This is a genomic window from Bryocella elongata (assembly GCF_900108185.1).
GTDB lineage: Bacteria > Acidobacteriota > Terriglobia > Terriglobales > Acidobacteriaceae > Granulicella > Granulicella elongata.
The window spans coordinates 478,966-491,848 of the sequence record NZ_FNVA01000005.1 but is presented as its reverse complement, the minus strand read 5'-3'; the positions used below and the strand labels follow the sequence as shown (position 1 = coordinate 491,848).

11 protein-coding genes are annotated in these 12,883 nt (G+C 61.9%); 6 read left to right on the top strand and 5 right to left on the bottom strand.

Going from position 1 to position 12,883, the window contains the following annotated elements; all coding sequences use genetic code 11:
* Positions 1-97 precede the first annotated feature (97 nt).
* On the bottom strand, positions 98-733 hold the full coding sequence (locus tag C4S68_RS16200) for a MarC family protein (protein ID WP_235011645.1): 636 nt from the start codon (positions 731-733) through the stop codon (positions 98-100).
* Positions 734-971: 238 nt separating this feature from the next.
* Between C4S68_RS16200 and C4S68_RS16195 the strand changes: the two genes are divergently transcribed.
* Positions 972-1,907 (top strand): branched-chain amino acid transaminase, encoded by a 936-nt coding sequence (locus C4S68_RS16195; RefSeq protein WP_103934108.1) that lies wholly within the window; start codon positions 972-974, stop codon positions 1,905-1,907.
* A gap of 59 nt (positions 1,908-1,966) precedes the next feature.
* Positions 1,967-2,536 carry a hypothetical protein gene (locus C4S68_RS16190; protein ID WP_103934107.1) on the top strand — a complete coding sequence of 190 codons (570 nt, stop codon included), beginning with the start codon at positions 1,967-1,969 and terminating at the stop codon, positions 2,534-2,536.
* A gap of 78 nt (positions 2,537-2,614) precedes the next feature.
* Here the strand turns inward: C4S68_RS16190 and C4S68_RS16185 are convergent, their stop codons facing one another.
* Complete coding sequence (locus C4S68_RS16185) at positions 2,615-3,214, bottom strand: YciE/YciF ferroxidase family protein (protein ID WP_103934106.1); 600 nt, start codon at positions 3,212-3,214, stop codon at positions 2,615-2,617.
* A 298-nt stretch (positions 3,215-3,512) separates the two neighbouring features.
* Between C4S68_RS16185 and C4S68_RS16180 the strand changes: the two genes are divergently transcribed.
* Positions 3,513-5,120 carry a tetratricopeptide repeat protein gene (locus C4S68_RS16180; protein WP_235011644.1) on the top strand — a complete coding sequence of 536 codons (1,608 nt, stop codon included), beginning with the start codon at positions 3,513-3,515 and terminating at the stop codon, positions 5,118-5,120.
* An 88-nt stretch (positions 5,121-5,208) separates the two neighbouring features.
* On the opposite strand, the gene C4S68_RS16175 is transcribed toward C4S68_RS16180, so the two are convergent.
* Complete coding sequence (locus C4S68_RS16175; protein ID WP_103934104.1) at positions 5,209-6,603, bottom strand: NAD(P)/FAD-dependent oxidoreductase; 1,395 nt, start codon at positions 6,601-6,603, stop codon at positions 5,209-5,211.
* A gap of 257 nt (positions 6,604-6,860) precedes the next feature.
* Between C4S68_RS16175 and C4S68_RS16170 the strand changes: the two genes are divergently transcribed.
* Positions 6,861-8,714: a phosphoenolpyruvate carboxykinase (GTP) gene (locus C4S68_RS16170; RefSeq protein WP_200821568.1), complete on the top strand. Its 1,854-nt coding sequence runs from the start codon at positions 6,861-6,863 to the stop codon at positions 8,712-8,714.
* Positions 8,715-8,797: 83 nt separating this feature from the next.
* Here the strand turns inward: C4S68_RS16170 and C4S68_RS16165 are convergent, their stop codons facing one another.
* Positions 8,798-9,463, bottom strand: coding sequence for a PEP-CTERM sorting domain-containing protein (locus tag C4S68_RS16165; protein ID WP_235011643.1), 666 nt, complete (start codon positions 9,461-9,463; stop codon positions 8,798-8,800).
* Between the two features lie 190 nt (positions 9,464-9,653).
* Complete coding sequence (locus tag C4S68_RS16160; protein ID WP_103934103.1) at positions 9,654-10,124, bottom strand: MarR family winged helix-turn-helix transcriptional regulator; 471 nt, start codon at positions 10,122-10,124, stop codon at positions 9,654-9,656.
* A 35-nt stretch (positions 10,125-10,159) separates the two neighbouring features.
* On the opposite strand from C4S68_RS16160, the gene C4S68_RS16155 reads away from it, so the two are divergent.
* A complete protein-coding gene (locus C4S68_RS16155; protein WP_103934102.1) occupies positions 10,160-11,761 on the top strand; it encodes a DHA2 family efflux MFS transporter permease subunit in 1,602 nt (533 codons plus the stop codon).
* A 93-nt stretch (positions 11,762-11,854) separates the two neighbouring features.
* A complete protein-coding gene (locus C4S68_RS16150) occupies positions 11,855-12,820 on the top strand; it encodes an aldo/keto reductase (RefSeq protein WP_103934101.1) in 966 nt (321 codons plus the stop codon).
* The last annotated feature ends 63 nt before the right edge of the window (positions 12,821-12,883 follow it).

Genomic DNA, 12,883 nt, shown 5'->3' with positions numbered 1-12,883 from the left:
CCACGCGCTACTGCAAATACGCTGCCACCTTCGCCAGCACGGTCAACATCGCCTGCGCCGCTCTACACCTCAAACAATATGTCGATACAGCCTAGTCTCAGATGACCTTCGCATGCTGGAGAAGGCCGAGATCGGCGAGGCCGTTGACGAAGTACTGCACGGCCAGCGCGACCAGCAAGAGACCCATGATACGGACCAGGATGCGGATCCCGGTCTCTCCGAGCAACTTGCCCACCCTTGCTGCGGAGCCGAGCACAAGAAAGCAGATCAGCGACGTCAGAGCGATGGAGCCAAGGATCGCGAGCAGTTGCCAGCGCGCCTGGGCCTGCCCCACCAGCACCATCACGCTGGTGATGGCGCCCGGGCCGGCGAGCATCGGGATTCCCATGGGCACAATGCCTACGTCATCCTTGTGGGCGGCGGCCTCGGTATCGGGCGGGACTTCCTGTGTCGGTGAGCGGCGGGCCTCGAGCATATCCAGGCCGATCAGCAGGAGGATGATGCCTCCCGCGATCTCAAAGGCCGGCAGCGTGATCCCGAAGAGCCGGAAGATGTACTGCCCGATAAAGGCGAAGATCGAAAGCACCACCAGCGCGGTGAGCGAAGCTTTACGCGCCGTGCGCACCCGCTTGGAGGGCGACTGGCCAGCTGTTACCGCAAGGAACGTCGGCAGCGCAGCGAACGGGTCGACGAGAAAGAGGATGGAGCTGAAGGCCAGGAGCGAGAAGCTCATGTAGGACGAATCCTGCATACGCACCAGGGCAACACTCGCGACTGTGAGGTGGGCCAACATCCTGCCTCCGATTCTTGCACGGGCCCCGATGGTTTCATCGCCGCTCCGCGAATCGCCCCCAGGGTCCAAGAGCAATTTCCTTTGCGGTCGCGGCTTCCCGATGTTGCTCTGCCTGCGTCCAACGGGCATTCGTCAGCTTTCAGCACGTATAATCACTGCACGAAAGAGGAAAGCTCGGATGCCTATCACGCCTACCGCCAATATCTGGCACAACGGTCAGCTGATCCCGTGGGAGAGGGCCAACATCCATGTGATGAGCCACGTCGTCCACTATGGCTCGAGCGTCTTCGAAGGCATCCGTACGTATTCTCAGCGCGACGGCAACTCGATCTTCCGGCTCACGGAGCACATGCAGCGCTTCCAGGACTCGGCGAAGATCTACCGCATGCCGCTTCCCTATTCGCTCGAGCAGCTGAACGATGCCGTGATCGATGTGGTCCAAGCCAATGGTGTCGCGCCCTGCTATATCCGTCCGGTCGCGTTTCGCGGCTATGGCGAGATTGGCGTGAACCCGCTCAAGTCGCCGGTTGAGGTCTATATCGCGAACTTCCCGTGGGGCAAGTATGTGCCGGGCAATGATGGCGCGGACGTCTGCATCTCGAGCTGGAATCGCCTTGCTCCCAACACCATGCCGTCGCTGGCGAAGGCTGGCGCGAACTACATGAACTCGCAGCTGATCCGCATGGAGGCTGAGGTGAACGGCTACGTCGAAGGCATTGCCCTCGACCACAATGGCACCCTCTCCGAGGGATCAGGCGAGAACCTGTTTCTCGTGAAGGGCGGCACGCTGTACACGACGCCTCTCGCGAACTCCGTGCTCAATGGCATCACGCGCGACTCCATCCTGACGCTGGCCCGCGAGCTGGGTATCCCTACCGTAGAGCAGGCACTGCCCCGCGAACTTCTCTATATCTGCGACGAAGCCTTCTTCACGGGCACCGCAGCAGAGGTCACACACCTCCGCTCGGTCGATCGCATCCTCGTCGGCGATGGCACGATGGGCCCCGTCACCACGGCCCTGCACAAGGCCTTCTTCGATATCGTCAACGGCCTCGCCGAGGATCGTTATCACTGGCTCACACCGGTCAAAGTACGAGAAGCCGTCACGGCCTAGGCCGTGTATCTATGGCTTCACGCACCGCAGCACAAGTTTCTTTGAAGGACTGTTCTCGCATGAAGGGTAAGTTTCTCGTCGCGGCACTGGCGTTCAGCCTCTCCGCTATTGCCGCGAAGGCCCAGGTGGGCGTTTACTTCAACCCCGTCGTCTCGCGCATCTCCAACTCGGCAGATACAGGGTCTTTCGCGTTCCTGGGTTCGGGCAAGACGTCAAACATCTTTGGTGGCGTCGATTTCGGTGCGTATTACGACTTCTACCACCTGGATAAGTTCGACGCGGGCGTGGACGTTCGGGAGACCGTCGAGCATGGCAACAGCGCAAACCTCAGCACGTTCCTCGTCGCCCCGCGCATCACGCATCACTACGAGCGGTGGAGCCCGTATGCTGAGATCGCTTTCGGCGCGGGACGCACCAAGTCGCCCCTCAGCACGGTGCACGTGACGAAGCTCGCGGTGGAGGGCCTGGTTGGCGCCGATTTCCGGCTCAACAAGCACGTCGATGTACGCGCCATTGAGATCGGCTATGGCACGGTGGGTACCATCTCCAGCGCGACCTACGACAGCTCGAAGTCGATTCCCTCTGCCAAGATGCTGAACTTCTCGTCGGGCTTCATCTTCCACTTCTAGAGCGAAGTCTTCAGACAGAGCAACGCCCGCGAGTAAGGCTCGCGGGCGTTGCTGTCCGTTCTCCACGAATGCGAAAGATCAGGCTGCTGCCGTAGCCTTGTGCTTCTTCAGCTCGGGAGCTGCAGCCTCCTCATCTTCCTTGCTGAGACGAGCCGCATACTTCTCCTTGCCATCCATCGGCTTCTTCTCCTCAGCGGGCTGCTTCGCTGCAGCCTTCATCAGAGGATCAGAGAGTGCGGTAATCTTCTTCGCCGCGGTCTCTTCCTCCTTCAGGGTCGCGCTGAGGAGGTTAGCTGCATCGCTGAGACTTAATGTATTCGCCATGGCGATCACTGCGCTGTAGCCTGCAATCTCATAGTGCTCCACGCGCACAGCACCGCCGGTGAGGCCGAGGTCGAAGGACGGTCCCTCCGCATCTTCTTCCAGCGCTTCATCGCCTTCTTCGATGAGGCCTTCCATGCCATTGCAGTGCTTGCCGGTCGGCTTCTCGTCCAGCATCTCGAATATCTGCTTGAGGCGCTCGACGTGCCCCTTCGTCTCTTCGAGGTGGTCGGCGAACAAAGTCTTCAGCTGCGGATCCTTCGCACCCTTGGACAGCTTGGGCAGGGCCTTCACCAGCTGATTTTCAGCACTGTACAGGTCGCGAATTTCATCCAGAAATACATCCATCAGGGCCATAGAACACTCCGTGAATCGCTTGGGCGTCCTCGTCTGGCGGCCCGCATCGTTCACGAGGCGCACCTGACGCCAGCAAGTCTGCTGCTATAGGAGCGAAGATACGATTACCGAGTTGGCTGCCCGGTTGAACGAAGAACTTCATCTCTCCAACGCCGTTTGCTTGCGATTGCAAACCTGATGAACTACGCTTGCGCGCATGTACCCGTTGCGATCGATTGCGGCCTGTCCGGCCATCCTCCTTCTTGCTTTTCTATCTCCAACTGCAGTGCGGCAAGCCGTGGCGCAGGATATGCCCGGCATGCCCGGCATGGCCCACCATCATCACAAGGAAGAGGCCGTGGGCGCGGAGAAGCTTGGAGACGTGCACTTCCCCGTATCCTGTGCCGCAGCGCAGCAGCAGGCCTTCAACCGCGGCATCGCGCTGCTGCACTCCTTCGGCTACACCAATGCGGAGGCCCAGTATCGCGCCATCGCGAAGGCTGACCCCACCTGCGCCATGGCGCACTGGGGCATTGCGATGACGCAGTATCACGCGCTCTGGAGCCGTCCGGACGCCGCTGAGCTGAAGACCGGAGCCGAAGAGATGGCCCAGGCCCGTGAGCTTGCTGCCGCGCATCCTGTCACACCGCGCGAGCAGGAGTACATCGCCGCGCTCAGTGACTTCTACGAGCAGGCCCCGCAGGACTATATCCAGGGCATCGACGCCTACACAGCGAAGATGGCCAAGCTACATGCCGACTTCCCCAACGACATCGAGGGCGCAGCCTTCTATGCGCTGGCGCTGCTGGCGGACGTTGCGCCCAATGACACGTCGCTCGCCAAGGAGCATCGGGCGCTGGCTGTCCTGCTTCCACTCTTCAAGCAGTATCCCGAGCACCCCGGCCTGGCGCACTACATCATCCACACCTGCGACACACCGTCGCTTGCGCAGGATGGCCTGGAGGCTGCGAAGGTCTACGCGCGTATCGCTCCAAGCTCGCCCCACGCGCTGCACATGCCCGGCCACATCTTCGCCCGCCTCGGCCTGTGGCAGGAGGACATCGACTCCAACCTGGCCTCGGTCAGGGCCAGCGAGATGGACGATCACATGCACATCCCCGGCATCGCTCACCAGATGCATGCGGATGAGTTCCTCATCTACGCCTACCTGCAGACGGGCCAGGACGAGAAGGCCCACGTCCTGACCACTCGCATGGCGCCGTTGGGTGCGCGCATGGCGGCCATGCCGATGATGGATGACATGAAGGATGATGGAGCGTTCTTTGCCAACGAACTCAATGTGATCTACCTGATGGAGATGCACGACTGGAAGGCGCTCAGCAACGTTCAGGCGCAGCCTAATTCTCCTCCGGAGCAGAGCTTTGAGATCCCCTGGGGCCGCGGCGTTGCGGCCGGCCATCTCAAGAACGCGGCGATTGCAGATCAAGCTATCGTTGACTATGAGAAGTTCGAGAAGGCCGTGAAAGCCACAGGCGACACGTACTTCGTCAGCATCGTCCTGACGCAGCACGATGAGCTGCTGGGCTGGCAGGCCTACGCGCATGGAAATACCGATGCGGCGCTCGCGTCGATGCGCGCCGCGGCCACGCAGCAGGACAAGCTCGGCCAGGCTGAGGTCGACATACCCGCGGACGAGATGGTGGGTGACCTGCTTGTGCTGCTCGGACGCAAGGAAGAGGCTCTTGCGGCGTACAAGCTCGCGCTGCACTACAGCCCCAACCGCCTGAATACGCTGCTCGATGCCGGGGAGATGGCGGAGGCGCTCGGCCGGAAAGCCGAAGCCGCCAGCTTCTACGCCCAGGCCGCCCACAACACCAGCGGCTCGGCAACGCGTCGCGCTGATGTCGCGCATGCTGTGGCATTCAGCAAGGCCAATCCCATCGACACGAAGGCAAGCATGCAGTAGGGCTGGCACCCAGCGCCTGCCTTGCAGAAAGCCCGTGGCCGCGAAGCCGAAAGGCATCGTCTCCACGGGCTTCTTCGTGCAACGGAAGCTAGCTCTTCACGACGACCTCGGTGTCGCCTTCTTTCTTCACCACATCTTCCTTCGTCAGGGCGTCCCAACCCGGCAGGTCCTGCGATCCCACGATGAGCCGCACTCCGTCGCGGAAGCGGATGTAGGTGTAGGCCCAGCTGCGGAAGACGCTCAACCGGTTCCGGAAGCCGATCAGGAAGAAGATGTGGACCGTGAGCCAGGTGAGCCACGCCATGAACCCCGACCAATGCGCCTTGAACGGCCATGCAATGCGCGCAACCGCCGCCTTGCGACCGATCGTCGCCATGTCGCCCTTGTCGAAGTAGTGGAAGTCCTTCTGCCGCTGCGCCGCCGCGGGATTGCTGACCAGCAACCCGATGCGCTCGGCCGCGTAGTTTCCCATCTGCATGGCCGGCTGGGCTACGCCGGGGACCAGTTTGCCGTTTTCTTCATAGTGCGCGAGGTCTCCGCAGAGGAAGATCTCGGGATGCCCCTTCGGATTCAGGTGGCCGTCCACGATCACGCAGCCGCGCCGGTCGAGGATCGCAGGGTCGCCGAGGCTGTCCGCCAGCGCCTTGCCCAGTGGCGAAGCCTTCACTCCAGCGGCCCAAAGCGTGCACACGCTCTCGATCTTCTCCGCATTGGGGGGATCGCCCACCATGACGTAGCCCGGTTGGACATCGGTGACCTTCGCATTGGTACGCACCTGGACGTTGATCTCATTGAGCTGCCGGACGGCGCTGTCCTGAAGGTCCTGCGGGTAGGCCGCGAGGACGTGGGGCGAGCCCTCCAGGATGAGCACCTTCGCGGACTTCGGGTCGATGTGCCGGAAGTCCTTCTGCATGTAGAGCCGCGAGATATCGCTGATGGCGCCCGCCAGCTCCACGCCGGTGGGACCACCGCCCACGATCACGAACTGCAGCGGAGGGTGCGATCCCTTTTCGACCATCTGGCGCTCGGCGAGTTCGAAGGCCAGCAGCACGCGTCGCCGGATTTCGGTGGCGTCCTCCAGCATCTTCAGTCCGGGCGCGACCTTCTCCCACTCCGGGTGCGCAAAGTAGCTGTGCGTCGAGCCGGTCGCGAGGATCAGGTAGTCGTAGATCACGTCCGTCCCCGAGCCCAGAAGGAGCTTCTGAGCCCGAGCGTCAACGTCACGAACCTCGTCCATCAGGATTTCGATATTGTCGTGACCGCTGAGGATCCTGCGGATCGGCTGAGCGATGTCTCCCGGAGAAAGCACAGCCAGCGCCACCTGGTAGAGCAGGGGCTGAAAGGTGTGGTGATTCGTCTTGTCGATGACCGTGACGTCCACGGCCAGCTTGCCTAGCCGCTGCGCTGCGTTGATGCCGGCGAAGCCAGCCCCGACCACCACCACCCGGGGACGCCGCGTCGCCGTCAATTCCGAAGCCTGCATTCCTTCCTCCTCGGCTCCGTCACTCCTGCCGGAGCTGCTCTCTGATTCGGTCTCACCCATTCGATGCGGCTGAGCGCGAACTGTCCTCAGCACTTTCGGCGGGTCGATACGGGCCCGGATCGGTTCCGGTAGCGCTAATCGAAATAGATGGCCGATTAGCGCCCGGACGAAACGGTGACATCAACGACAAATAGCCCGGCACGCTGCTACCGTTGCAAGTTACAAGTGATTTTCCCGGTTCGCAGGAGGGGAAGCGAATGGCCGCAGCTGTACGCAACGCAACGATGGCATCCACCAAGGTGCTGACCACCAACAAGCACCTCATCCGCTGGGTGGAGAAGATGGCAGACCTCTGCCAGCCCGCGGCGATCCACTGGGTCGACGGCTCGGACGCCGAAAACGAATATCTCTGCCAGAAGCTGGTCGACGGCGGCACCTTCGTCAAGCTGGACGAGAAGCTCTGGCCCGGCTGCTACTACGCGCGCTCGTCTCCCAATGACGTTGCCCGGGTGGAAGACCGCACTTTTATCTGCTCGCTCTCGAAGGACAACGCCGGTCCCACGAACAACTGGGAAGACCCGTACGTGATGCGCAAGCGGCTGAAGGACCTCTTCCGGGGAGCGATGCGCGGCCGGACCATGTACGTGATGGCGTATTCCATGGGCCCGATTGGGGCGGAGTCTTCGCAGATCGGCGTGCAGCTTACGGACTCCGCCTATGCCGTGGTCAACATGCGCATCATGGCGCGCGTTGGCGCGGCTGTCTTCGAGGAGATCGATCGCGACCGCAAGCGCGTTGTGCCCTGCATGCACTCCGTTGGGGCCCCGCTTGAGCCCGGACAGCAGGACGTCTCGTGGCCACAGAACGACACCAAGTACATCGTGCATTTCCCGGAGACCCGCGAGATCTGGAGCTACGGCTCCGGGTACGGCGGCAATGCACTGCTGGGGAAGAAGTGCTTCGCGCTGCGCATCGCCTCGAACATCGCTCGCGATGAAGGCTGGATGGCAGAGCACATGCTCATCCTGGGCGTCGAAGACCCCAAGGGCGAGAAGACGTACGTCGCTGCGGCCTTCCCTTCAGCCTGCGGCAAGACAAACTTCGCGATGCTGATTCCGCCGACGGGGTTCGATGGCTACAAGGTGTGGACCGTCGGCGACGACATCGCCTGGATCCGCCCCGATGCCAATGGCCAGCTGCGCGCCATCAATCCCGAGGCCGGCTTCTTTGGCGTAGCTCCTGGTACGGGAGCGCACACCAATCCTAATGCGATGGCCACGCTGTCCAGGAACACCATCTTCACCAACGTCGCGCTGACCCTGCGCGATGGCAGGCCGGAGGGCGTGTGGTGGGAAGGCATGACCGATGCGCCCCCGACAGGAGATGGACTCGCGATCCAGGACTGGCGCGGCAATGAGTGGGTCGCCGGCACGGCAACTCCCGCGGCGCACCCGAACGGCCGGTTCACGGCTCCTGCGAAGCAGTGCCCTGTCTTCGATACCGAGGCCTGGGAGTCTCCCGAGGGCGTTCCCATCTCGGCGATCATCTTCGGGGGCCGCCGCGCCACCAACATCCCGCTGGTATTCCAGGCGTTCAACTGGTCGTCGGGTGTCTATCTCGGCGCCACGATGGGCTCAGAGACCACAGCGGCAGCGGGCGGGGCGCAAGGCAAAGTTCGCCGTGATCCCATGGCGATGCTGCCCTTCTGCGGCTACCACATGGGCGACTACTTCCGGCACTGGCTGAAGATGCAACGGGAGCTGAGCTCCACGCCGCGCATCTTCCATGTGAACTGGTTCCGCAAGGACGACGACGGCAAGTTCCTGTGGCCTGGGTTCAGCGAGAACATGCGCGTACTGAAGTGGATCGTCGACCGCGTCCGCGGCCGCGCGCTGGGCAAGGAGACTCCGATCGGCTGGACACCGTACTTCAAGGACATCCACTGGGAAGGCCTCGCCTTCTCCGAAGAGAAGTTCAACGTCCTGCAGACGGTCGACCGCTCGGCATGGCGCAAGGAAGTGATGGACCACGAGCAGCTGTTCCTCGAGCTTCACGATCATCTGCCGCCCGAGATGATCTACGAGCGCGAACTGCTCATCTGCCGGCTTTGAATCTGCTCCAGTAGAAACACGAAGGGCGTCCCGATGGGACGCCCTTCGTACTGATGCATGATTTTGTCGAGCTGCGCAGAAGCTTAGGCGTTGAAGAAGCGGCGACGAAGCAGGCCTGCGGCTCCGAGGACGCCGGTGCCCAGCAGAGCGAGGCTGGACGGCTCAGGAGTCGGTGCCGGAGAGCCCAGCAGCGTCAACGAGAGATCATCGGTGCTGCTGGAGAGCGAAAAACCCGGAGTTGGCGGATAAGAATATGCGAAGCCATCTCCTGGCCCCGTGCCTGTCACCCAGCCAAACGTCGAGGTAGAGCCGTCGGCCACGATGCTTACCCAATACTCCACCGATCCGTAGAGGAGCGTCGAAGGAAGCGAAGCTGAGTAAGAATAGGTCTCGTCGCCGTTGGTCACGCTGTCGGTGTCGGTCACGGTGGGAGTCACATCGTACGTCGCAATCACCGAGCCAGGCAGACCGCTGCTGTTGGTGTAGAACGAGATGGTAAACGTAGTCGGTGTTCCAGCCCCATAGACAATGCCATCCCAGGAGATCGCCTTCACCAGGCTCGATGCCGAAAGCGTGAAGTTGTCAGCGTTCGTTTCGGCAGAGATGTCTGAAGGATTCGAATCCGACTGGTACGCGTTGGTGTTGTTGTAGGTCTGGTTGTAGAGAACGTTGTAATTCGAGGCGAAAGCAGGAGCAGCTGCCACGAGGGTAGTTCCCACAACTCCCAGAGCCAAAATGAGTCGATTCAAAACGATCTCCTTCCGAACGTCTCTCGGATTCTTCGGGGACGACAGCTTTTCAGCGGGTCATCCGATTGAACGGCTAGCGTACTCAATCCGGTAGCGAGAGGCTGTATCTGAGATTGCCGGGTCGGAGCGCTAAAGTCAATGAATAATTGCAGCTATAGCCAATCTGTCACGTAACACCAAGGTTGTGTGGTCAACATTGCTCAGTGCGGGGAGCCCCAACGCCTGCGGTTCCGCGCTCCAGGATTTCGATCGTCTCCTCGAGTGCCTTGCGGGGAACGCCGCTCCACATGCGGTCTTCGATCTCAATTGCTGCCTTTTGGCCGATCGCGAGGAGGTTTTCGCCCTCAGGGGTGAGGGACACCGTCAGGATCCTGTGATTCCGCTGAGTCGTCCCGCGAACTATCCAGCCCTCCCGAACCGCCCGGGTGAGCATGGCCTGTAGCGTCTGGGGTGTCACATGGCAGAGCCGGGCGATCGTGGCGGCGCTCACTTCGTTCTGCTCGGAGACGGCATGCAGCATCCGCAGCTGGGGGAGGGTGAGCCCGTGAGGCCGCACCGCCTCCTCCAGCGTGGCTTTATACGCCAGCAGGAGGTCCCGCACGGCATGCGTGAGCCTGCGTGTCGTGGCGGCCTTTCCGATCACTTTTTTCGTACTCGTCATATCAGTGCACTGATACACTATATCAGTACACTGATATGGCCGCAGCCGCAATCCCGTTCCAGGCGCCGTGGAAGCCAAAGCATAATCCCTGGCTTATCGCTCTCACGGTCACCATCGCGACCTTCATGGAGGTCCTCGATACCTCCATCGCCAATGTCGCATTGCCACATATTGCGGGTTCGGTCGGTGCGTCCCAAGAGGAAGCCACATGGGTGCTGACCAGCTATCTGGTCAGTTCGGCGGTGATCCTGCCGATCTCGGGCTGGCTCTCCAACCGCATCGGGCGCAAGCGGTTTTACATGAGCTGCGTGGTGATGTTCACGGTGTGTTCCGTGCTTTGCGGCATGGCTCCCACGCTCGGCACGTTGATTATTGCCCGTGTGCTGCAGGGACTTGGCGGCGGCGGACTTGCGCCCAGCGAGCAGGCCATTCTCGCCGACACCTTCCCTATCGAGAAACGAGGCCAGGCCTTCGCACTCTACGGCATGGCTGTCGTCGTGGCGCCGGCCATCGGCCCGACACTGGGCGGCTGGATCACCGACAACTACAACTGGCACTGGATCTTCTTCATCAACCTGCCGTTCGGCCTGCTCTCGCTCTATCTCTCGAACCGCATGGTCGAGGATCCACCAGAGGTGCTCGCCCGGACCAAGCGCCGGGACAAGGTGGACTTCACGGGTCTCGGACTGGTTGCGCTGGGCGTCGGCCTGCTGGAGTTCACGCTCGACAAGGGCCAGGAGAAGGACTGGTTCGGTTCGGTGGAGATTCGCACTACGCTGACCGTCGCGGTCGTCACGCTGGTGTGCTTCGTCTTCTGGGAGTGGCAACATCCCGACCCCATCGTGGATCTGAAGCTGCTCAAGAACCGGAACTTCGGTACGGCGGTCTTTCTGCAGCTGGTGCTGGGTATGGTGCTGTTCGGCTCCACGGTGCTGTTGCCGCAGTACCTTCAGACACTGCTGGGGTACACGGCGGAACGTGCCGGCATGGTGCTCTCGCCAGCCGGGTTCGTCATGATGGTGATGATGGCCGTCGCTGGCCGAACGCTGGGCAAGATCGGCGATCCACGGCTCACCGTAATGCTTGGGTACATCGCCGTGGCCGCAGGACTCTACAACCTCACGCACCTTGACCTCTACACCAGCTACGGGACAGCGACGCTGTGGCGCATGCTCCAGGTGGTCGGGCTGCCGTTCATCTTCATTCCCATCAGCACGCTGAACTACGTGGGCGTGCCGCGCGAGAAGTCCAACCAGATCTCGGCGCTCTCCAACTTCGCGCGCAACATGGGTGGTTCGGCCGGAACGGCTCTGCTGACCACGTTTCTGGCGCGTTCGCAGCAGGTGCACCAGACCGCGCTGGTTGCGAATCTCTCCCCGGGCTCCTACGCGGTCACCAATCGCATCTCCGAATTCGCAGCAGCCACGCATACCTCGTTCAATGCAGCTCGCGGGCTGGCGCTCGCGCAGATCTACGGCGAACTGCAGCGACAAGCCGGAATGCTGGCCTACCGGAGTGCGTTTTTCATCCTGGCGCTGACGGTGTTCATCCTCTCACCGCTGGTGTGGATCATGCGCCTGCCCCCAAAGGCTGGGAAGGCTGCCAAGCCCGACCCCGAGCAGCTGGCGGCACATTAAGACCGATCGCGGTTCATCGATACAGTCACACGCGGCGCCTTCGGGTGCCGCGTTTCCTGTTGTCACGGCAAGAAGCTGGTGCATCCTAGAGACATGAGCACGACACTCGGAACCACTCATCAGCTTGGCAACTCGGATATGCAACTGACATCCATCGGCTTCGGTGCATGGGCAATCGGCGGCGGTGACTGGCAGTACGGCTGGGGGCCGCAGGATGACGACGACTCCGTCGCGGCGATACGCCGCGCGATCGACGCTGGCATCAACTGGATCGACACCGCCGCGGTGTATGGCCTCGGCCACTCGGAAGAGGTGGTGGCGCGAGCGCTCGAAGGCGTCAGCAGCAAGCCCTACGTCTTCACCAAGTGCGCGATGACCTGGGGCGAGGACCGCAAGATCGTCCAAACGTTGAAGAAGATCCGCCAGGAGTGTGAGGACAGCCTCCGCCGCCTCAAACTCGAAGCGATTGACCTCTACCAGGTGCACTGGCCGGTGCCGGACGAGGAGCTGGAAGAGGGCTGGCACACCATGGCCGAGCTGCAGAAGGAAGGCAAAGTGCGCTGGATCGGAGCATCGAACTTCTCCATCGCGCAGTTGGAGCGAGCGATGGAGATCGCTCCGGTCACCTCGCAGCAGCCGCCGTACTCGATGATCAACCGCACCTATGAGGCCGAGAACCTGCCCTTCTGCAAGGAGCACGGCATCGGAGTCATCAACTACGCTCCCATGCACTCCGGCCTGCTGACCGGCAAGATGACGAAGGAGCGCGTCGCCAGCTTCCCGGCAAACGACTTCCGTCGCAACTCGAAGTCGTACCAGGAGCCCGTGCTGACGCGGAACCTCGCGCTGGCGGATCTGCTGAAGGAGATCGGCGCGCGCCACGGTGTCGTGGCTGGCGTCGTTGCTATCGCGTGGACGCTGCACAACCCAGCGATTACCTCCGCCATCGTGGGCGGACGCAGTGCGGCGCAGGTGGAGGAGATCCTGCCCGCAGCGACCTTCCGCCTCAGCGAGGACGAGTTCAGCGAGATTGGCAAGTTCCTCGCGGAGCACCCGTAGCCTGAACGTGATGCAACGAGAAAGGGCGTCCGCGATGGACGCCCTCTCTCTTGTTGCAGAATC